Origin of the sequence: Halobaculum sp. MBLA0147, from assembly GCF_041361345.1 — an archaeon.
In the GTDB taxonomy this organism is placed as follows: Archaea; Halobacteriota; Halobacteria; order Halobacteriales; family Haloferacaceae; genus JAHENP01.
In genome coordinates this window covers 2,625,016-2,644,884 of the sequence record NZ_JBGKAD010000001.1, presented here as the reverse complement: position 1 = coordinate 2,644,884, position 19,869 = coordinate 2,625,016, and the positions used below count along the sequence as shown (strand labels likewise).

The following is a 19,869-nucleotide window of genomic DNA, read 5'->3' as shown; positions in this document are numbered from 1 at the left end:
CGGGGACCGCGCCTCACGGCGCGCACCCTGGGTTGATCGGGTACGAAATAAGTATCTTTTGGGCGTGCCCGGCTCTGGGACGAATCCACACGGGGCCGTGCCGGATCGTCGGAACACCGGCGTGTGGTGACGATCCCCGCACCGGAGGAGGTCTCAGTACCTGATCTCGTCGACGGCGTCCGGCGGGAACAGACGGCGGAGTTCCGGGACCTCCACCCAGCCGCTGTCGTGGAGTCGAACGACCCCACCGTACCGCGAGAACTCGGCGGCTTCGGCGAACTCGACGGTCACGTCACGCAGTTCCGTCGCCGCGGGTGTCGCCGGCGGCTCCGTCACGCGACCCACCTCGGGTCGGTTCCGACGGTGATGGTCGGTGCTCCGGTCCCACTCGCTCCGTCGCGGCGGTGCAGTCGGCGTGGCACGTCCCCGACGACGCCGTGTGGCGAGAAGTAGGTTGTGTCCGCGGCCGTCAGACGATGGCGTTCCAGATCGGCTGGACGACGAAGAACAGCGACTGGAACCCGGCGTACAGGAACACCAAGCCCGAGGCGACGAGCGAACTCTTCGGCTGTTCGACCGTGAGATCGTTGCGTGCCTCGACGCGGCGCGACTCGTACTCGAAGAAGTCCGTGAGGAACAGCCCGAGGACGAGGACGGACATCACCATCCCGCCGTGGGGCTCGACGACGAGGAACGCCAACGACGCCAACAGGAGGAGGACGTTGCTCGCCTCGTGTGGGCGGTACCGCGACAGCTCCTCGTCGTCGTCGCCGGCGGCCGCCTGCGCGACGTGAGTGCGGTGGGCGAGGAACCTGGTGACGAAGTTCACCACGACGAGCGCCATCACGACGTACGGCAACTGCCCGGAGACGCTCTCCAACGCTCCCACCGGGAACGGGAACGCGAGTGGAACCGTGCTCATACCCGCACGTCTGTCGTTGACTCATTAGAAGGTTTCCAATCACTCGGCCGTCGCTGGCGCCGTGTGTCGGATTCGCACGTCTCGGGCGAGACACCCCACGGTTCTCTCCCACCTGTCATCGTCGACACCGCAGTCGTGTCTCGGCTCTCACCCCTCCGTCGGCACCACCACCGCCACGGAATCACGTGGCACGACACGGACCGGCGTCTCGGGCGGGACGCGGCCCACGGCCCTGTCGTCGACGAGCAGCGACACGTCTCCCTCGTCGCGTTCGACGCAGAGCCGGACCGTCTCGGGCAACACCTGCGGACTCGCCGCGGTCGCGAAGGGCGCGACGGGTGTGACCGCGAGCCCCGTCCCGGGCGCCAACACCGGGCCGCCGGCCGCGCGTCCGTAACCGCGCGAGCCGAGCGGCGTCGAGACGACGATCGCGTCCGAACGGACCGTCTCGACGTGGCGGTCCCCGTCGTGGACAGAGTACTCGGAGATCCGCGCCGGCTCGCTCGTCACCAACCCCGTGTCGAGCACGGCGACGCCGACGGCCGTCCCGTCGACCGACACCGTCACCGGGCGGTGGTCGACCGTCCGCACCGCGCCCGACGCGAACGCCGACAGTGCGGTCGAGGGCGCCGTCTCGATCGGGTCGCCGTCCGTCGCAGTCGTCTCGGCCGTCGCCTCCGGCGGTTCCTCGCCCGCGACGGCCACGGGGAGCACCGGCACACCTGGGGCGGCCCGGAGCGTCTCGCACAGCGCCCGCTCCCCGACGGCGACGATCGCGTCGAGGCTCGACTCGTCGAGCGGGAGCTGGGTCCCAGAGGGCGTCGTGCGACCCGCCCAGTCCGTCTCGTCAACCTCGTCCGTCTCGTCAGCCTCGTCCGTCTCGTCGTCGACCGGGAGCGACGGCAGTGGGGTCGCAGTGTCGACCATCGCGGGGCTGCCGAGCGAGGCGACACTCGCGGTGACCGTCACACCGGCGTCACGAGCGGCGCTCGCGACCGATCCGTCGTCACCGACGAGCGCGACCCGGCGGTCACTCATCGTCTCCCGTTTCGGCGGGGCGGTGAAAGGGGCAGTGGTTCCCGCGTCGATCGCCGTCGCGGGTGAGTGCGGGTCCGCCCGTCGTCGGGACGATCGAGCGGGTCGCGGAGCGCCGCAATCCAGCGGTTCTGGTCGATCAGTCGTTCAGCCAGAGGTCCAGATCCGTCCGCTCGTCGTGGGTCCGCTCCAGCGGCTCGGCGAACGCCCGGAGGTGGACCTCCCCCGCGAACACCCGCGCGCTGTCGAGGTGGCCCGCCAGGGCCTGCCCGTTCTCTCTGGAGAGGACGGCGTGAGTGTGGGCGAACCGCTCGCCGTCGAGCAGCGAGACGTTGCCGACGCAGGCCGCGACCTCCAACGGTTCGTCGAACTCGACGGCGCGGTACTCCTGCTCGCGTTGGTCGTAGAACCACACCTCCGCGGCCCGCACCGCACCTATCGCCGTGAACCAGCCGGCGTCGACCGACTCGGCGGCGGCCAGCGCCTCGATCTCCTCGCGCCAGTCCGCCCCGGTCTCCATCCGGCCGACGTACTCCGCCTCAACCTCGACTTCGCGGTGTCGCATACCCGAGTCTCCGTTCTGATGAGTGATCGGTGTACCGATTTCTACGGCGAACAAGTCCGTCTGCTCCCGGGGACGAGCGACGCTCTCGCCGACCTCCACGAGCGTGGCGTCGCGACGGCCGTCGTCTCCTCGTCGCCGACGGACTGGATCGACACCGTCCTAGAGCGGTTCGACCTCGCCGTCGACCGCGTCCGGTCGGCCGACGAGTACGACGGGCCGAGCAAGCCGGAACCGGGCGTGTACGAGGCGGCGATGGAGGATCTCGGCGTGGCACCCGCGGAGACGGTGGTCGTCGAGGACTCCGCGAACGGCGTCCGCGCCGGTGCACGGGCCGGCGCGTGGGTGATCGCCTACCGCGACGAGCACAACGCCGACAGCGACCTCTCGCCCGCCGACGAGGTCGTCGAGAGTGCCGACGCCCTCTGGACGGCCGTCTCGGCGGCCACGTCCGGCGAGTAGACCCCGGAGTCACGTCGAGAACGTCGAGGGACCTCCCACGAGTCGAGCGTGAGACTCACTCGACCGAGACGGTGCGAGAGTCGCACTGCGGCAAGAGCGGCCGTTCGGGGTACACCACCTCGACGGTGTACGTCACCTCCTCCGTCTCGGGCGAGCCGAACACCGCCACCGGGACGGTCGTCTCACCGTCGAGGTACAGCGTCTTCGCGTGCATCTCGACCCCGTTGGCGGTGACGCGGACACCGGCGCGGGCGGCACCGCCGCGGTTCCGCACCGTCACCTCGCAGAGTTCGTTCTCGCCCGCGCCGACCGTCTCCGGGAACGACCCCCACGCGACACTCGCGCGGGGGCAGTCGCCGGCCTGGTCGAGCACCCGCTCGGCGACGCCGGCCGTCAGTCCGGCACCCGTCAGCGTCGACACGCCCGCGTCGACCACGTCGCCGGGCGTCTCGACCCCCGCAGCCGCGAGCGTGTCGGCACGCCCCGAGCCGATCCCCTCGACGGCCGTGAGTCCGACCGCGTCGGCCGGGACGCCGTGTTCCACGCGGGCCGTGACGCGCCGGACGAGGTTCGCCGCCCGGGGGCCGGCGAACTCCTCGCAGAACTCCCGCAGCGCCGACAGGAGCCGCGTCGCGTTCTGGCGGATCACCCACGCGTCCGACCGCAGGTCGCTCGGCACGGCGTCCGCGACGGACGCCCGCAGGATCGCGAGCACCTTCCGCTCGCCGTCGTCCAACTCGTCGGTCGCCGAGGCCGAAGCGGATCCGGCGCCGTCGACGTCGGAGACGGGAGCGGCGCCACCGGACAACACGGTGTCGACGGCGTCGCGTTCCGAACTGCGCGCCGAGACCGAGTCGAACTCCGTCGCCGTCGCGACGGCGCGCAACACGGCCGCCTCGTCGATCCGGTCGCGCTCGGCGAGCCGCCGGAACCGCTCTGCGGTGTCCAGTCGGAGGTAGTAGTCCGAGGCGAGCCGTCCGAGTGCGGTCGGCTCCAGCCCCAGGTTCGCGTCCGTCTCGACGAACCCGCGACCGACGAGCGAGTCGACGGTCCCGCGGACGCGCTCGCGCAGATCCGAGAAGCCGTACGCCTCCGGCCGCGAGCGAGCGCGGACGTAGTAGAACGTCGTCTCCAGCCAGTCCATCACGTCTTCCAACCCGCCGACGGTGCCCAGCGCGATCTCGGCGTTGAGGTGTGCCTCCAAGTCGCCGGTCGCACGCCCCCCGGCGCCGGACGGGTCGTCGCCCCCGCGGTCCCCGTTCGGCCCGCCGGCCGCCGCGCCGGGTTGCCCCGCGAGCCGCGACTCGATCTCCTTGCCCTCCCGCAACAGCGAGCGGTACTTGTCCGCCTCCGACCGGTCACACACGACCCAGCCGTACCCCACGTCGTCGTACCCCGGCCGCCCGGCGCGCCCGAGCATCTGGAGCACGTCCAAGGGGCTCACGTCCACGTCCCCCTCCAGGGGGTCGTGGTACTTCGTGTCGCGGATCACCACACACCGCGCCGGGAGGTTCACCCCCCACGCCAGCGTCGAGGTGGAGAAGAGGACGCCGACGGTCCCCTCGCGGAACCACTCCTCGACGGCGTTGCGGTCGTGTGTCGACAACCCGGCGTGGTGGAAGGCGACCCCGTCGGGGATCGACTGCCGGAGTGTGTCGTTGTCCAACTCCTGGGCGTCCGTGTGGAGGTCGTAGTCGCCGCGAGCACCCATCGGCACGTCCCGCTCGGCGAGTTCGTCGCGGGCCTTCTTCGCGGCCATCACCGCGTCCTGGCGAGAGGCGACGAACACCAGCGCCTGCCCGTCCTCGCGGACGTGTGGCTCCGCCAGATCCAGCGCGCGGTAGAGCCGGCGGTACTTGTCCGCGAAGGAGTTCTCCCCGTGGGTGTACGTCTTCACGCCGGTCTCCAACTCGACGGGTCGGTAGTCGTCGCCGAACTGGAACGTCGCCGACGGCGGCGCGTCGAGCCAGTCGGCCACGTCCTCGACGTTCTTCATCGTCGCCGACAGCGCGATCACCCGGGGGTCGCACAGTCGACGGAGCCGCGAGACGGTCACCTCCAACACGGAGCCGCGTTTCTCGGAGTCCAGCAGGTGAACCTCGTCGATCACCACGCAGTCCACGTCCGTCACGAAGCTGTACCGCGCCGACTCGTGTTTCCGCGTCGCGGAGTCGGCCTTCTCCGGGGTCATCACGAGGATGTCCGCCCGCTCGGCCCGCCGCGGGTCGAGGTCGCGTTCCCCGGTGACGACGTAGACGGAGTAGCCCAACGACTCGAACCGCTCCCACTCGGACTCCTTCTCCGTCGTGAGTGCACGCAGCGGCGCGAGGAACAGGGCGGTGCCACCCCGCTGGAGGGTCCGACAGATCGCCAACTCCGCCAGCGCGGTCTTGCCGGAGGCGGTCGGCGCGGCCGCGACGACGTTGTCGTCGGACTCCAAGACGGCCGGCAACGCCTCGCGTTGCATCCGGTTGAACTCCTCGAACTCGAAGGCGTCGGCGAACTCCGGGACTGTGTCGGCGACTCTCATCTGTGGGTAGTGTGGTGGTCGTAGGTCGACAGGTGGTGTGGTAGTCGTGGGTCGACGGGTAGTGTGGTCGTGGGTCGACGGGTAGTGTGGTCGTGGGTCGACAGGGAGTGGTCGACAGTGGTCGGCCGGGAGCGTCGTCGGTGGTCGTTCGTCTACTCGTCGGGGTGGTCGCGTGGATAGGCCTTTCTCTCCGGGCCGAGGCTGCCGCGTGTTCGCGGGTGGTGACAGTCGTCGGGACACTCCGTCGGGGCGCTCGCGCGACGAGCCCGCGTCGGAGGTCGCCCGCCTCGAAGTGCGAAAGCCGCCCGCCTCGATCCTTAGAGGTCTGCCGCCTCGAAGCGCAACAGCCCCAGTAGCGGCGGCAGCAGGATCCAGGCGGCCAGCATCACGACGGCGGCCAACTCCGTCGAGAGTTGGAACGCCTGTTGGCCGGCCTCGACGCTCTGCGCGAAGAGGTTCCCGGCGAGGAACTCACTCGAGACGATCTTGAACGCCCCACTCGGGTTGAGCAACTGCATCAGCAACTGGAGGTCACCGACCGGGATCGGCAGCCAGTCGGGCCCGCCGCCGATCCCGAGCACGAACGGGAGCGCGGTCCTGACACCCCCGAACACGACCGTGAACACGAAGTAGACGCCGATCGCGCCACCGACGGCGAGTTTCCCCGAGCCGACCGCCGCCGAGAACCCGACGGCGATGGCGACGTAGACGGTCGCCAACACGATCATCAACAGCAGGTAGCCGACGTAGGTCAGCGGGCTCAACGCCAACGGCCCGATCGCCGCGATCAGTGCCGGGACCAGGAAGCCGACGAACAGCGGGAAGCCGACGGCCGCACTCCGGCCGATCACCTTCCCGGCGACCACGTCCGCCCGCGAGTGGGGCAACGACAGGAGGAGCTTCAACGACCCCGACTCGCGTTCGCCGACGACCGCGTTGTACGCGACTACCAGCGCGATCAACGGCACGAACCAGGTCGTGAACCCACCGTTCATGAACCCGAGGACCGCGTCCGAGGTGAACGTGTTCCCCTCGTTCGCGAGGAACTGCGACCCGATCGCCATGATGGCGGCCGCGAACGCCACGAACAGCGCAGTCAACCCGAGTACCCACCACGACCGCACCGCGTCCTCGAAGTCCTTCTTCGCGATCACTTCGACGGTCACTCTGCCGTCACCTCCTCGGAGCCGTCGGTGCCGCTCGGACTCGTCCCGGCCGTCTCGGCGGCGTCGCCGCCGCTCGCGTAGTGGAGGAACAGGTCCTCCAGCGAGGACTCCTCGGTCGTGAAGTCCGTCACCGTGATCCCCTCGTCTTCGAGCGTGGAGACGACGGTCGTCTTCACGTCCGGGTCGCACGACACCGTCACCGTCCCGCCGTCCGTCTCGGCGGCCGAGACGCCGTCGAGTGCCTCGACGGCCGCGACCTGCTCGCTCGTCGCGGACTCGACGGTGACGACGAGGCGTTCGCCCTCGCCGACGGCCTCGCGCAGCCCCTCGATGCTGTCTTCGGCGACCAACTGCCCGTCGCGCATGATCCCGACGCGGTCACAGACGGTCTCGACCTGGCCGAGCACGTGCGAGGAGAAGAACACCGTCGTGCCACGCTCCGCCTCCTCGCGGACGATCTCCCGCATCTCCTTTGCTCCCTCCGGGTCGAGCCCCGTCGACGGCTCGTCGAGGATCAACAGCTCCGGGTCACCGACCAACGACATCGCGAGGACGAGTCGTTGGCGCATCCCCTTCGAGTAGTCGCCGGCCTTCCGGTCGCCGTCGCCGTCGAGGCCGACCCGCCGGAGGAGCGCGTCCGGATCGGCGTCGACGTCTTTCGACTCGATGGCGAACTCGACGTGTTTCCGTCCGGTGAGGCGGTCGTACACGTCGTACCCCTCCGGGAGCACGCCGATCCGTTCGCGGACTCGCGTCGGCTCCCGTTGGGCGTCGTGTGAGAGCACCTCGACCGTCCCCTGCGTCGGGCGGACGAAGTCCAACAGCATGTTGATCGTCGTCGACTTGCCGGCCCCGTTGGGTCCGAGGAATCCGTAGATCTCCCCGGACTCGACCGTGAGGTCCAACTCGCGGACGGCGGTCACGTCGCCGTACCGCTTGGTGACGCCGGACAGCGATATCGCAGCCATACCAGCCGGTTCCGCCGTCCCCGGGTAAAGCGTTTGGGACACTCTCGCGGGCGAGCGGACACGTCTCCGTGCCGCGCCGGCTCAGGGCCGGTCGAGCACACGTGCGCCGGTCTCCGTGCGAGTCGGGCACGTCTGCGCCGGTCTCAGGGTCGGTCGAGCACACGTGCGCCGGTGTCGGCGATCTGCGTCCGAGAGAAGTCGTCCGGGGGCCAGCCGTCGCCCGACGAGCGGTCCTCGTCGGAGGGCGAGGCGACGGCCACGACGGTCTCGCCGACCATCGCCATCGTCGCGACGCCGCCGGCGGCCTCGACGCGGTCGACCGTCTCGCGGACCCACTCGGTCGCCAGTCCGGTGCGACGAGCGAACTGCCACGCCTCGGTGACGGTCGCCGACAGCGGTGCCGCGGGGTCGAACGCGGCGAACGTCTCGGCGGCCGCCTCGCGGACGCGGTCGAGCGCCGCCTCGTCGTCGAGTACCGACGCCGTCGCCACGCCGCCGTGGGAGGCGTACCACACCTCGTCGGTCCGGCCCTGGCGCTGGCGGCCGTCGCCCACGTCGTAGGCCATCCCACCACGGTCTTGGACGAACACGTCGCCCAACCCGGTGCCGGCGGCGACCTCCGCGCGGTGTGCCGCCTCGACCAGCGCCGCGCGGTCGCGGTCCAGTCCGAACGCGGCGTCGGCCGCGAGCGCCGTCGCCAGCGTCGCCGCGCCACTGGCTCCGAACCCCGCGCCGACGGGTGTCGCGGCCTCGAGCGCGACGTGTGCGTCGACGCCGAGTCCGTCGAGGACACCCGCGACCGGTTCGAACGTCGTCGTCGTCCCGTCGAGCGTCACCGCCGTCTCGGCGGCGGGCGTCACCGTCGCCGTCACCCCGTCCGCGGTGGCGAGACTGATCCCGCGCGAGCCGGTGCCGTCCGCGACCGGCGCGAACGCGAGTGTCACGCTCCCCGGGGCGTGAGCGGTCGCACTCGCCGGGTCGTCGGCAGCGCTCCTCTCACGCGTCGCCGTCGACCCGTCTGCGGTCGGCCGTTCGGGGTCGTCCGTCGGTGGCTCCGTCACTGCGCGGACGGAGGTGTCGCGGCGACAAGAGAGCGGTGGCTCCGGGTGGTGGTGTGGCGAGGTTGCGAAGGACCGGAAGAGCCCGGCGGAGAGTCGCGTGACCGCCGTCAGCGCCGTCGCCGTACGAGCAGGCCGACGAGCGCGGCCGCGAGCGCCAGCACGGCGACACTCGCGCCGAACCCGGGCACGGGTGCGGTGGTCGCCGGGTCGTCACCCGCCGATCCGTCCGCACCCTCGGCCGGCGTCGCCGTCGACTCGCCGTCCGTGCCGTCGGTGCCGTCGGTGTCGTCCGCTCCCTCACCGCCGTCGTCCGGCGTCGCCGTCGACTCGCCGTCCGTGCCGTCCGTCGAGACGGAGACGCCACTCCGGACGGCCGACAGTTCCGACACCGTCGGGGCGTTCGTGATCGTCACCGTGTCGCCGGAGACGGCGACGTGGATCGCGTCCGCGAACCCACCCTCGGAGATCCGGTAGGTGGACTCGCCGACCGCCTCGCCACCCCAGAACTCGACGAGTGTCGCGTACGCGTCGCGGAACTCCGCGGCCTCCTCTGGCGACTCCCACGCGATCCGCCAGACGTAGCCCGTCTCGTTGTCCGCGTCGCGGTACACGTGCATCCGGTCGCCCGCCCAGCCTTCCGCGGCGGCGAAGCCGTAGTTCAGCGGGTCGGTGTCTGACAGTTCGCCGGACGCAGTGTAGTTGAGCCACTCGCGCGGGCCGACGATCCGTGGGGGCTGCTCTCCGCTCTCGGCCGCGTACAGCGGGTACGCGAACATCGACGCGATCCCAGCCTGCCCGACCTCCGCGTAGTCGACACGACCCGGTGGGCGGACGCGCTGCCAGTCGTCACCCGTCCGGTCGGCGAGTCGCACCGTCTTCGGCTCCTCCTCGCCGTACTCCTCTGGGGAGATCACCGCCGAGGTACTCGCGGGCGGGTTCTCGTAGGCCGCGTTGACCGCCGCCCAGCCACCCTCCCGCTTGAGTTGCGAGACGAACGTCGGCCCGTCGCTGTACGGCTGGAACTTCACGAAGTAGACCCCGATGTTCGCCAGCCCGCCGCCGGAGGAGCCCGACCCGTTGCTCGTGTCCTCGAAGCAGTCCCACTCGGCCTCACACCGCCGCTGGTACAGCCGGTCGACGAGGTTGCCGTCCCCCTCGACGATCCCGTCGGCGGCGTTGTGTTTCTCGCGCGTCGAGTAGTTCAACGCCGAGAGGTCGAACTGCTGGTCTTGGAGCGCGTGGAACAGCTCCTGTGACAGCGTCACCTCGCTGAGTTTCGGCTGCGTGGTGTTCTCGCTGACGACCACGATCCGGTCTTGACTCGGACTGTAGAACCCACCGACGCTGGCACCGCGGTTCGTGCTCTGGGTCTCCAGTGAGTCGGTCGACTCGTTGATGAGGAACAGCGCCTCGAACTTCGCGTTGTCGAACTGCCGGAACGCCTCCGAGGTGTTCTCGTCGGGGCCCGACGCGTAGCGCTCTCTGTAGGTGTCCCGGCCGAGCAACTCGACGGGGACGGTGCGCTCGAACTCCAACTTCCGGACGCGTTCGACCCGTGCCATCGCCCGCGCCACGACCTTGTCCAGTTCCGTCTGGTTGAACCCGTCCGACGCGTCGACGGTCGGGAGCGGGTCGTCGTACCAGTAGCCCGCCTCCCAGCCGATCGTGTCGTTCTCCGGGTCCGGTCGCTGCGGCGCGGCCGTCGCCTCGAACGTCGCCGCCCCGCCCGACTCCGTCGCGACACGCTCGCCGTCGAGACGGTCCACCGTGTCGCTACCGGACGAGGCGACCGACACACCGCCGGACGCGGCCGTCGCCACCCCGGGGACGGTCGCGACGGCGACCAACACAACCACCACCGGAACCAGTGCGCGCATACGGGTACTGTGAGAGGGGTGAACAAGAGCCTTGCCCGTTCGACCGAGCGACGCCACGACCGCACCGATCAGCTGTCGACGGGTGCGTCGTCTGCGGATGTCTCGTCGACAGGTGTGTCGTCGCTGTCAGCGTCGGACGTGCTGTCGGCGGCGACGCCGGATGTCCCGTCGACAGGTGTGTCGGCGGCGTCGTCGGCAGCGTGTGTGTCGTCGGCCGTGGATACGTCGACGGCGACGTGTTCGTCGAGCCACTCCCGCAGCAGCGTGACGAGGATCCGTGCGAAGGCGGTGTCCTCGCTCCAGAAGCCGGTCTCCGTCGACACGTCCGGCATCCGGTCGGTCGGCAGCACGGACAACAACACCGTGTCACCGTCCACGACGAGCACCCGACCGCTGCTCAGGTCCGGCGACGCCGTCTCGTCGACCGGCGACACCGTGATCCCGGCCTCGCGAGCCGCACTCCGAACCGCCTCGTCCGCGCTCGCGAGTTCGACCGTCACGCCGCGGTCGACCGCGTCCGACAGCGCCTCCACGACGGACGGCTCCAGTCGGCTCGCGTCTGCGGGGAGGTACGTCACGTGCTCGTCGGCGGCCGCGACCGTGGCGGCCGCGCGCTGGGCGATGCTGTCGCTGCCGTCCGTCCGCCAGACGGACTCACCCGTGTCCCCCTCGTCGGCGTGCGAGCCGGCGACCGCCTCGACGTGGTCGAACGCAGTGTCACCCGCGCGCTTCATGCGGTCGAAGAGGACGTACCGCGCCTCCGAGACGGAGATCGGGCGGTACTCGGTGGGCGTCCCCTCCTGGATGTCGATCAGCCCCAACTCTTCGAGCCCCTCGGCCGCGCCGTACACCTGCGAGCGGGGCACGTCCGTCACCTCGGCGACCTCGCCGGCGCTACCGGTGCCGAGCCGGTGGAGCCCGACGAACACCTTCGCCTCGTACGTCGAGAGTCCCAGCGTCGTCAGCCCCTCGACGGCCGTCTCGTCGTCCGCCGTCACCCCGCACCTCCGGACGTGTCCGTCTCACTCGTGTCGTCACTCGTCGGTCCCTCGGCGAGTTCCGGCGTGTCGCTGCCGCCGTCGCGGAGCCACGCGCGGTAGACGCGGTCGAACTGCGCCTCCGACAGCGAGTCGTCCTCGTACCGCTCGCGGGCGAGTCGGAGGTCCGCGTCCGACACCGTCCCCGCGGAGACGATCCGTTCGAAGAGGTTCGCGACGACCTGGACCGTGTCCTCGCCAACGACCGTCCGGTCCTCGGTGTCCGTCGACAGCGTCCCGTCCAACGAGTAGGCCGTCCCGTCGGCCGCGTCCTCGGGGACGTGGATCTCGTAGCGGAGCGTCGCCTCGCCGCTCGTCTCCCAGGCGACACCCAGCTCCGAGTCGCGCTCGAACACGTCGACCGGCTCGGGCGTCGCCTCGACGACCGACAGCGTCGGCCCCGCGCACCGTTCCCGGAGGAGGAACCGCCCGTCACCCTCCGAGACGGTGATCGTCGCCGTCACGGACGACCCTGGCGCGACGTGTGTCGTCGCCACCTCGCGGCGCGCGTGCGGCTCGCCCGCGACGACCGCGGCCGGGACGAACTCCGCGTCGTCCCACTCGCCGGCCACCGGGCGTGCGTCGGCGGCCTCGGTCGCGTCCGTCGTCGGCTCGGCGGCTGCGGCGTCTGTGGACGCCTCCGCCACCGTCCCGTCTGCGGGAGCCTCCGAGACCGCGGTGTCCGCGGGCGTCTCCGAGACTGCGGCAGTCCGGCCGTCCGCCGTCGCCCCGGCGTCCGCGGTGGCGCCGTCCTCCGCCGTGCCACCGCCGAGTGTGCCGTCGGACTGCTCGGCGGGACCACTCGTCCTCTCACGTCCGTCGGTCCCGGCGGTCTCGGCGGCTTCGGCCACCGCCGCGCCGGTCGGGACGGTGCCCGGTCCGTCGTCGGGCTCTTCGCCGCGGATCTGGGCAGCCGCCCAGTCCGGCCCGACGTAGCTCGTCCAGACGACGAGCATACTCGGGAGGATCAACACGGACGCGAGGAACGCGTAGACGATCGTCATCGCCGTGATCGTCCCGAACTGCTGGAGCGGCGGGAGGATGGCGAACACCAACACGCCGAACCCGCCGGCCGTCGTCGCCGCCGAGCCGAGCAGTGCACCGCCGGTGCCGGTCACCGTGCGGTCCATCGCGTCGAACACGTCGCCGGTCCGCTCCAACTCCTGGTTGTACCGCTCCGAGAGGTGGATGCTGTACGCCACCCCGAGCCCGACGGTGAGACTCGTGATCGTCCCCGTCAACACGTTGAACGGGATGTCCGCGACGAACATCGTCCCGAGGATCCACGCGACGGAGAAGACGACGGGCAACAGCGTCACCGCGCCCAGCGACGCCGACCCCTCCGTCACGCGGTACGTCGCCATCAGGAACAGGAAGACGGCGACGAGTGTGATCACCAGGCTCTCGACGACCGTCTCCAGCAGTTGGTCCTGGACGATCTTGTTGAGGATGGAGTTGCCGGTCGCCGTCACCACGACGCCGCCGTCCCCGTCGTCGGCCACGTCCGCGATCTCTCGCATCTGGTCGGTCACGTCCGCGCCGGCGGAGCCACCCTGGATCGAGACGACGAGTCGCAGCGCCTCGTACGCGCCGTCGTCGGTGCGGTAGATCACGCCCGCGGCGCGGTCCGGCGCGACCTCGTACAGCGTGTCGTACACCGCGGTGACGTTCTCCTCGGGGACGCCGTCGTCGTCGGTGTCGGCGGCCTCGAACGTCGTCCGGAACGTCTCGTTGTCCGCCGCCACGGACTGCATCGTCTCCAGCGGCGACTGGATGTCCGCCTCCCCGTTCGACAGCGCCTGCACGACGCCGTCGTCACCCACTCTGTCCGTGGCGGCGTCTTCGGCGTCCGCCAGCCTGTCGAGTGTCTCGGGGTCGGTGACGCTGCCGTCACCCGCCTCGACCAACACCTGCGCCTGCGAGTCCTCGCGGACGAAGTTGTCGTTGACGTACTGGAGGTTCGCCTTCGCGGTGTAGTTACCCGGCCTGATCTCCTCCGGGAGCTCGTCCATCCACTCCGGCGGCTGCTCGGCGAGGAAGTCCTCCTGACTGAAGGAGGTGTCCACCTGTGTGCCGCCGACGCCGGCGACGACCGTCACGATCAGCGCCAGCGCGATCACGACGCGCGGCGCCCGCCGTGCGGCGATCGACCCGACGGACAACACCGACGAGAACGCGCCGCCGCCGGTGCCGAACGCCCGCTTGCGGCGGTCCACCCCGACGCGTTCGAGCAGTTCGTCGATCTCGACTTTCAGCGCCGGGATCAACACGCCGAAGATCAGGAACGCGGCCGTGATCCCGAACGAGGAGACGACGCCGAAGTCCCGGATCGGCGGCACCGGACTCGTCAGGTTCGAGAGGAACCCGATCACGGTCGTCGCCGTCACCCACACGAGCGCGATGCCGACCCCGCCGAGCGCGACGGTCATCGACCGGCGCGTCCCCACGTCGTCGGCCGCCGCGGTGCGCTCCTCGCGGTGGCGCATGAAGATGTGGATCGCGTAGTCGATGGACAGCCCGATCAGCAACACCGGCACCGCGACGAAGATCTGGTTGAAGTCGATGCCGAGCCACCCCATGAACCCGAAGGTCCACGCCAGCACCGCCGCGATCCCGCCGAGGCCGAGCAGGATGTCCACCACGTCGCGGTAGGCGACGATCAGCGCCAGGAGGACGAACAACGCCGCCAGCGGTCCGACGATCTGGACGCTGTCCGTCTGGGAGGCGGTGATCTCCTCGCTGATGATCCCGGAGCCGAAGATCAGGTACTCCACGCCGTCGTCCCGCTCGCTCGCGATCTCCTGCATCGCGGACTGGGCGTCCTCCAGCGAACCGGAGGCTGCACCCGGCGAGGCCGACTCCGTGTCGGAGTTCTGCGTGACGAGGAGCATGGTCGCCTCGGCCTCCGTCGAACCCGGTTCGTAGCTCGTCGGCATGAAGCCGAACGCGCCGCCGCCGCTCGCGCTGGCGTTCTCGCCCAGCACGAGTTCGACGGTCTCGTCGACCTCCGACTCGTTCATCTCGCGGAGTTGCGCGATCTGCTCGTCGAGCGTCAGGTCGCTCGCGTTCTCCAACTCCGCCCGTTCCGCCTCCAACTCGTCGGCCAGCTCGCGGAGTCGCTCCGCGTCCGCCTGCAACTGCTCGCCGCGTTCCTCGAGCGCCTCGGCGTCCGCCTGCAACTGCTCGCCGCGTTCACGCAGCCGTGCCCCGCGCTCGCGCACCTCGGCGTAGTCGTCACGGAGCACACCCTGGGTCCCGAGGGTGTAGGCACGCTCGGCCTGGCTCTGGTTCCGTGCCGTCCGGAGACTCCGGGCGGCCTGCCGGAAGATCCCCAGATCGGTCTCGTTGAGCGCGACGGAACTGTTCGCCCGCACGGCCGCGAACGTCCGCGTGACGTTCTGCCGGGGATTCTGTCGGAGCTCCGTCAGTCCGGCGCGCAACTGGCCGGCCGTCTCGTTCAACCGGGCGCTGCGGTTCTGGAGTGCACTCTGGTTCGCCTCCAGTCGCGCCTGCCGTTCGCGCAGCGCCGTCCGGTTGGCCTCCAGTGCGGCCCGTCGCTGCTGGACGCTCTCGTTGAGTGTGCGGAGTCGCGTCGCGACCCGCCGCACGTCCCGTCCCTCCGCCTGCCGCCGATCGGCGACGGCGATCACGTTGGCGACCCCGACGGTCGGCGTGTCGCCGGACAGCGAGTCCGCCGTCCGGTCGTCGGTCCGAATGGCCTGCTGGTACTCCAGCGTGTCCAGTAACGTCTCCTTGTCGAGGACGTTACCGCCCTCGTCGCGGACGATCACCTGTGCGGTCGTGGTGTTCGCGTCGCCCGTGGAGAAGTTGGCGTCGATGTAGTCGAGTTTGTCCGCCTCGGTCGAGTCCGTCTGGAACTGGTCGAGCGACGACGACGACTCCACCTCGCTCGCACCGACGGCGAGTCCCGCCGTCACGACGAGCATCACGACGATGGCGAGTTTGCTGTGGGCCGTCACCTGCCCGACGATCCGGTCGAACGTACTCACGGGGAGTCCCCCTCCACTCGGCGACAGACTGGTCGGATCACGGTGTTATCACTTCACTACTAACACCGTACCCTACATAAGCGGCGGGATTCCGTCTTCGGGGGCTCGCCCGTCCGTCGAGCGGGTTCGGCAGGTGTCGCGGTCCGGTGGACCCGTCGAGTTCGTCGTGCTCCGAGGAGGTGCCGGTCGGAGTGAGAGCCGGTAGCAGCAGGAGTGGCAGTCGCTGGTCGGTCGGCTTTCGGTGGGTGCGTACTGCGAGGAGTCGGTCAGCGCGTGCGGCCGCGGTCGAAAACGCCCTGTGCGCTCACGCGGCCCGTGCCCGCCTCGGAGCCACGCGTGCGGTCGTCGTCGCTCTCGTCGGTCGCCGTCTCGTCTCCCGTCGTCTCCGTCGATCGTCCGTCGTCGGTCGCCTGTGTGGTCCGCGAGGGTCCGCGCCCCCACACACCCTGTGCGCTCACGTTCCCGGTGTCGCGGCCGCCGTCCGTCCGTGCGCGGTCCGCTCGCGGTCGGTCTCGGTCGTCTGTGTTCGGTTCGCCTCGTCGCGGTTCGTCTCCCGTCGGATTCGTGTCGTCTGTCGTCATCTGTCTGAGTCGTGAGTCACGCTCGCGAGCGGGCGCCGCGCCGCCGGCGACCGACCGGGCGTGTCACTGTGTACCACGGCTCACGCACCGTGGGGATATAAACTCACTGGCGAGTACCAACACTCGCGGGAACGCCGGTTGTGCAACCGGGTGGTCGCCGGGTCCGAGGCTCCCCGTCGCCTCCGTGCCGGCGGGCACGTTTCGAGCCGAACTGGATCGCGACCAGACGACGACCGAACGGCTCTCCCAATCTGGCGCATTTAGAATCTGTACGTTTTAGACAGCCGCCCCCTCACACAGTCGTTGTGGCGCGACGCAAACGAGACGGACGAAGGACGACGGAGAGACGACTCGTACTCGCCAGCCTGCTCGCGGTCGCGACCACCGGCTGTGCGGGCGTCGCCGAGACGGGGACGACGACACAGACCGTGTCGACGGCAGAGTCGACCGGGACACGCACGGCCACAGAGTCCACGGATACGCCCACGACCACCGACACGTCGCCGACGCTCGACGCGACGGTCGTGCGACAACCGGACGACTCGGCACCCGGGCGGATCGAACTCCGGCTCCACAACGGGACGGCCCGCACGCTCGGCGTCCGGTTCGGGAACGTGCCGCCACTCAGTGACTTCAGTTCGGGGTCGATCGACGGCAAGCGGCTCCTGTTGCTCCCCGAGATCGAGCGCCAGGCGACCAACCCACCGGTCGACGAACTCGTCCCGGCGGAGCCGACCGATCGGACGGGTGGAGGTGTGCCGTGTTGGACGGCGACCGCCGAAGTGTATCCCGTCCAGTTCTTCACCGACGTGTCACTCTCGCCCGGCGACTCGGTGGTACGACCCTACACGGCGCTGTGGGCGGCCGACGCCGAGTGTGGCCCGGGGACGTTCACCTTCGAGCGGACGACGAGCGACGAGGCCGACGTGCGCCTCGACTCGACGCTCGAGGTCACCGTCGCGGGCGACGGCTCGCTGTCGGCGGAGGCCGAGACGGAACTGGTGTAGGCGGGTCGGCCGAGCTACCGCCGATCACGTCCCGACGTGGGACACGCCTCACCGTTCGGCCTGCTCCGACGCCTCCTCGAACGCACCCGCCGCGAGTTCGACGGACGACTCGTCGACATCGGCGAACTCCTCGCGCAGCGCGGCGAGCGGCTCCTCCGCGACTGGAAGGAGCAGGAGTCGGTCGTCTCGCTCGAGCAGTTCGTACTGGGTGCCGTACCGATCGAGAACCTCCTCAGGGAGGCGTAATTCTCCGTCTTCAATCTCGACGCGCACGTCGACTGATCGTGTCCGAACGGACTTCTACGTACCGCAGCCAGAGTACATCAGGTGAAGCGGCCGTCACTCGGAGCCACCGTCCGACGAACCGCGAACCGACCCACTCAGTCCGCTGCCGCGGCACCCTCGTCCGCGTCGGCGTCGACGGAGACGACGGACTCCCCGCGAGCGGACAGCGCCTCACACAGCAACTCGGCGATGTCGACGATCTCGATGTCGTCCTCGTAATTCCCCGTCTTGCGGCCGTCCTCGTACATCGTCCCGCACATCGGACAGGCGACGACGAACTTCTCGACGGCGTCGCCCGCGTCGGTGTCCTCCAACGCCTCGCGTAGGCGCTCCTCGCTGGGTTTGGTGTCCTGGTCGTTGTCCGTCCAGAGTCCGCCGCCACCGCCGCCACAGCAGAAGGAGTCCGAGCGGTTGCGCGGCATCTCGTGGAGCTCCACCCCGGTCGCGCGGATCAACTCGCGTGGCGCCTCGTACACGTCGTTCATCCGCCCGAGGTGACACGGGTCGTGGTACGTCGCCGTGTAGTCCAACTCTGTCCCGGTCAGCCCGAGTCGACCCTCCGTCACCAACTCCTCGATCACCTCGGTGTAGTGTGAGACCGGGTCGTCGAACTCCGAGACCTCCGGGTACTCGTTGCGGAACGTGTTCATCGAGTGCGGGTCGGTGGTGACGACACGCTCGAACTCGCACTTCGCGAACGCCTCCGTGTTGTCCTCGACGAGCATCTCGTAGAGCCCCTCCTCGCCGACGCGACGCACGTCGTTGCCGTCGTGTTGCTCGTCCTCGTAGAGGATGCCGTAGCTCACGTCGGCGCGCTCGAACAGCCGGGCCAACGACCGCGCGACGCGCTGGTTCCGCTCGTCGTAGCTGGGGTACTCGCCGACGTACCAGAGGAACTCGACGGACTCCTCGCGGGCGTCCGGCACCTCGAAGTCCAGTTCCTCGGTCCACTCCGGCCGCTTGCGCGCCGGGTCGCCGAACGTGTTGCCGTTCTGGAACACGTTCATCATCGCGTCCTGCAGTTCCGGGGCCATCTGGCCCGTCTCCGTCAGCCGGCGGTTCATCTGCGTGAACTCCGAGACGTGTTCGATGTCCACCGGACAGGCGTCCATACACGCCATACAGGACATACACGCCGTCATCGACTCCGCGTCGATCACGCTCTCGCCGCCGTCGGCGACGATCTCCACCTCCTCCGTCCGCCCGGCGTCGAGGTCCTGCCGGTACTGTTTGAGGTCCAAGATCACGTCCCGCGGGTCGAGGTTCCGCCCCGACGCGTTCGCGGGACACACCGACGAACAGCGCCCACACTTCGTACAGGCGTCCTGGTCGAGCAAGTGTCGCCACGAGAAGTCGTCGATCGACCCGTAGCCGATCTCGTCCGGGTCGGCGTCGTCGGGCACGCCCGGGAGTCGCACGCCCGCCTTCTCGTCGCGAGTGACCACGTTCGCGAACGACGAGAGCATGTGGAACGGCTTGGCGTAGGGGATCAGCGCGATGAATCCGAACGCGAGCAGCGCGTGACTCCACCACGTCCAGTGGTACAGCGTCTCGGCCAGCGCCGGGCCGACGCCCGCCTCCGCGAACAGGCCCGCGAGGAAGAACCCGACGAACGACACCTGCTCGTAGGCGACGAACCCGGCGGAGCCGACGATCCGGAACGCCTCCAAGACGAACCCGCCGGCACCGAGTAAGAACAGCGTCCAGACGAAGGCGTCGTCCTCCAGCGAGGTGTGTTTCCCCCACAGCCGCCCCTCGCGCTCGGCGTACCGCCGGTAGATCGCCATCCCGACACCGACGGTGAACAGGAGTCCCATCGCGTCCATCACGAAGGAGTACGAGAGGTAGAAGTCCCCGACGAAGAACGACTCCCCGGTGGCGACCCGGTAGAGGTCGATGTCGATCCCGAGGATGGTCGTCCCGATCAACAGCGTCAGGAACCCCCAGACGATGAACGAGTGCATCACACCCGCGTAGAGGTCGCGGTCGAACTGGTTGCGGTTCGACCCGACGATGGCCGCCGCCTCCCGCACGCGGCGCGGCAGGTCGTCGAGTCGCTCGAACCAGTCGTCGGTGCCGGCGCGGTAGCGAGCGAACCGCTGGTAGGTGCCGTACGCGAACAGTAGCACGGCCGTCGCCGCCAGGTAGTAGAAGAGCGCCTTCCCCAGCGGGCCGACCGTCCAGAACGTCTCGCGCGTCACCTGGTCGGCTTGCATACCCGATTCGGGGGGACCGCTCCGGGTAAAGGTTGGGACACCGACCGCCGGTTTCGCCGGGTACTAACTCGAACACGAGTAATTACGTCGGCGCCCGTGTCGCTGGGGGTCGTCGGTCGTGGAGTCTCGCGGGTCGTCGACCGGTGTCGG

16 protein-coding genes are annotated in these 19,869 nt (G+C 69.8%); 2 read left to right on the top strand and 14 right to left on the bottom strand.

Going from position 1 to position 19,869, the window contains the following annotated elements; genetic code table 11:
• Window positions 1-153: 153 nt before the first annotated feature.
• The 4 genes from RYH80_RS12710 to RYH80_RS12695 form a co-directional block, all read right to left on the bottom strand.
• Window positions 154-336, bottom strand: a complete 183-nt coding sequence (locus tag RYH80_RS12710) for a hypothetical protein (protein ID WP_370904258.1) — start codon at window positions 334-336, stop codon at window positions 154-156.
• 133 nt (window positions 337-469) lie between these two features.
• On the bottom strand, window positions 470-922 hold the full coding sequence (locus RYH80_RS12705; protein WP_370904257.1) for a DUF7313 family protein: 453 nt from the start codon (window positions 920-922) through the stop codon (window positions 470-472).
• Between the two features lie 147 nt (window positions 923-1,069).
• Window positions 1,070-1,960, bottom strand: a complete 891-nt coding sequence (locus RYH80_RS12700; RefSeq protein ID WP_370904256.1) for an NAD(+)/NADH kinase — start codon at window positions 1,958-1,960, stop codon at window positions 1,070-1,072.
• Window positions 1,961-2,096: 136 nt separating this feature from the next.
• Window positions 2,097-2,522, bottom strand: coding sequence for a PPC domain-containing DNA-binding protein (locus RYH80_RS12695; protein WP_370904255.1), 426 nt, complete (start codon window positions 2,520-2,522; stop codon window positions 2,097-2,099).
• A gap of 18 nt (window positions 2,523-2,540) precedes the next feature.
• Between RYH80_RS12695 and RYH80_RS12690 the strand changes: the two genes are divergently transcribed.
• A complete protein-coding gene (locus tag RYH80_RS12690) occupies window positions 2,541-2,981 on the top strand; it encodes an HAD family hydrolase (RefSeq protein ID WP_370904254.1) in 441 nt (146 codons plus the stop codon).
• A gap of 55 nt (window positions 2,982-3,036) precedes the next feature.
• On the opposite strand, the gene RYH80_RS12685 is transcribed toward RYH80_RS12690, so the two are convergent.
• The 8 genes from RYH80_RS12685 to RYH80_RS12650 all read right to left on the bottom strand — a co-directional run bounded on the left by RYH80_RS12685 (window position 3,037) and on the right by RYH80_RS12650 (window position 16,211).
• A complete protein-coding gene (locus RYH80_RS12685; protein ID WP_370904252.1) occupies window positions 3,037-5,511 on the bottom strand; it encodes a DEAD/DEAH box helicase in 2,475 nt (824 codons plus the stop codon).
• Window positions 5,512-5,828: 317 nt separating this feature from the next.
• A complete protein-coding gene (locus RYH80_RS12680; RefSeq protein ID WP_370904251.1) occupies window positions 5,829-6,677 on the bottom strand; it encodes an ABC transporter permease in 849 nt (282 codons plus the stop codon).
• Window positions 6,674-7,645 (bottom strand): ABC transporter ATP-binding protein, encoded by a 972-nt coding sequence (locus RYH80_RS12675; protein WP_370904250.1) that lies wholly within the window; start codon window positions 7,643-7,645, stop codon window positions 6,674-6,676. The genes RYH80_RS12680 and RYH80_RS12675 overlap by 4 nt, the downstream gene beginning before the upstream one ends.
• A gap of 143 nt (window positions 7,646-7,788) precedes the next feature.
• Window positions 7,789-8,706: a GHMP family kinase ATP-binding protein gene (locus RYH80_RS12670; RefSeq protein WP_370904249.1), complete on the bottom strand. Its 918-nt coding sequence runs from the start codon at window positions 8,704-8,706 to the stop codon at window positions 7,789-7,791.
• A gap of 107 nt (window positions 8,707-8,813) precedes the next feature.
• Entirely contained in the window at window positions 8,814-10,583 is a 1,770-nt protein-coding gene (locus RYH80_RS12665; RefSeq protein ID WP_370904248.1) for an Hvo_1808 family surface protein, read from the bottom strand.
• Window positions 10,584-10,651: 68 nt separating this feature from the next.
• Window positions 10,652-11,581 carry a TrmB family transcriptional regulator gene (locus RYH80_RS12660; protein ID WP_370904246.1) on the bottom strand — a complete coding sequence of 310 codons (930 nt, stop codon included), beginning with the start codon at window positions 11,579-11,581 and terminating at the stop codon, window positions 10,652-10,654.
• A complete protein-coding gene (locus tag RYH80_RS12655) occupies window positions 11,578-15,630 on the bottom strand; it encodes an MMPL family transporter (RefSeq protein WP_370904245.1) in 4,053 nt (1,350 codons plus the stop codon). Before RYH80_RS12655 ends, RYH80_RS12660 begins: the two co-directional genes overlap by 4 nt.
• 266 nt (window positions 15,631-15,896) lie before the next feature.
• Window positions 15,897-16,211, bottom strand: coding sequence for a hypothetical protein (locus RYH80_RS12650; protein ID WP_370904244.1), 315 nt, complete (start codon window positions 16,209-16,211; stop codon window positions 15,897-15,899).
• A gap of 305 nt (window positions 16,212-16,516) precedes the next feature.
• Here RYH80_RS12650 and RYH80_RS12645 point away from each other — a divergent pair, with 305 nt between their 5' ends.
• Window positions 16,517-17,218, top strand: a complete 702-nt coding sequence (locus tag RYH80_RS12645; RefSeq protein ID WP_370904242.1) for a hypothetical protein — start codon at window positions 16,517-16,519, stop codon at window positions 17,216-17,218.
• A gap of 48 nt (window positions 17,219-17,266) precedes the next feature.
• Here RYH80_RS12645 and RYH80_RS12640 read toward each other — a convergent pair whose 3' ends face one another.
• Together RYH80_RS12640 and RYH80_RS12635 are read right to left on the bottom strand one after the other, a co-directional pair.
• Complete coding sequence (locus tag RYH80_RS12640) at window positions 17,267-17,491, bottom strand: AbrB/MazE/SpoVT family DNA-binding domain-containing protein (RefSeq protein WP_370904241.1); 225 nt, start codon at window positions 17,489-17,491, stop codon at window positions 17,267-17,269.
• Window positions 17,492-17,598: 107 nt separating this feature from the next.
• Window positions 17,599-19,719, bottom strand: coding sequence for a heterodisulfide reductase-related iron-sulfur binding cluster (locus RYH80_RS12635; protein ID WP_370904240.1), 2,121 nt, complete (start codon window positions 19,717-19,719; stop codon window positions 17,599-17,601).
• Window positions 19,720-19,869 lie beyond the last annotated feature (150 nt).

Excerpts from the sequence above, each read along its gene's own strand:
- RYH80_RS12650 (WP_370904244.1), bottom strand. The coding sequence starts at position 16,211 with ATGACGACAGACGACACGAATCCGACGGGAGACGAACCGCGACGAGGC.
- RYH80_RS12700 (WP_370904256.1), bottom strand. The coding sequence starts at position 1,960 with ATGAGTGACCGCCGGGTCGCGCTCGTCGGTGACGACGGATCGGTCGCG.
- RYH80_RS12685 (WP_370904252.1), bottom strand. The coding sequence starts at position 5,511 with ATGAGAGTCGCCGACACAGTCCCGGAGTTCGCCGACGCCTTCGAGTTC.
- RYH80_RS12635 (WP_370904240.1), bottom strand. The coding sequence starts at position 19,719 with ATGCAAGCCGACCAGGTGACGCGCGAGACGTTCTGGACGGTCGGCCCG.
- RYH80_RS12705 (WP_370904257.1), bottom strand. The coding sequence starts at position 922 with ATGAGCACGGTTCCACTCGCGTTCCCGTTCCCGGTGGGAGCGTTGGAG.
- RYH80_RS12675 (WP_370904250.1), bottom strand. The coding sequence starts at position 7,645 with ATGGCTGCGATATCGCTGTCCGGCGTCACCAAGCGGTACGGCGACGTG.
- RYH80_RS12690 (WP_370904254.1), top strand. The coding sequence starts at position 2,541 with ATGAGTGATCGGTGTACCGATTTCTACGGCGAACAAGTCCGTCTGCTC.
- RYH80_RS12695 (WP_370904255.1), bottom strand. The coding sequence starts at position 2,522 with ATGCGACACCGCGAAGTCGAGGTTGAGGCGGAGTACGTCGGCCGGATG.
- RYH80_RS12665 (WP_370904248.1), bottom strand. The coding sequence starts at position 10,583 with ATGCGCGCACTGGTTCCGGTGGTGGTTGTGTTGGTCGCCGTCGCGACC.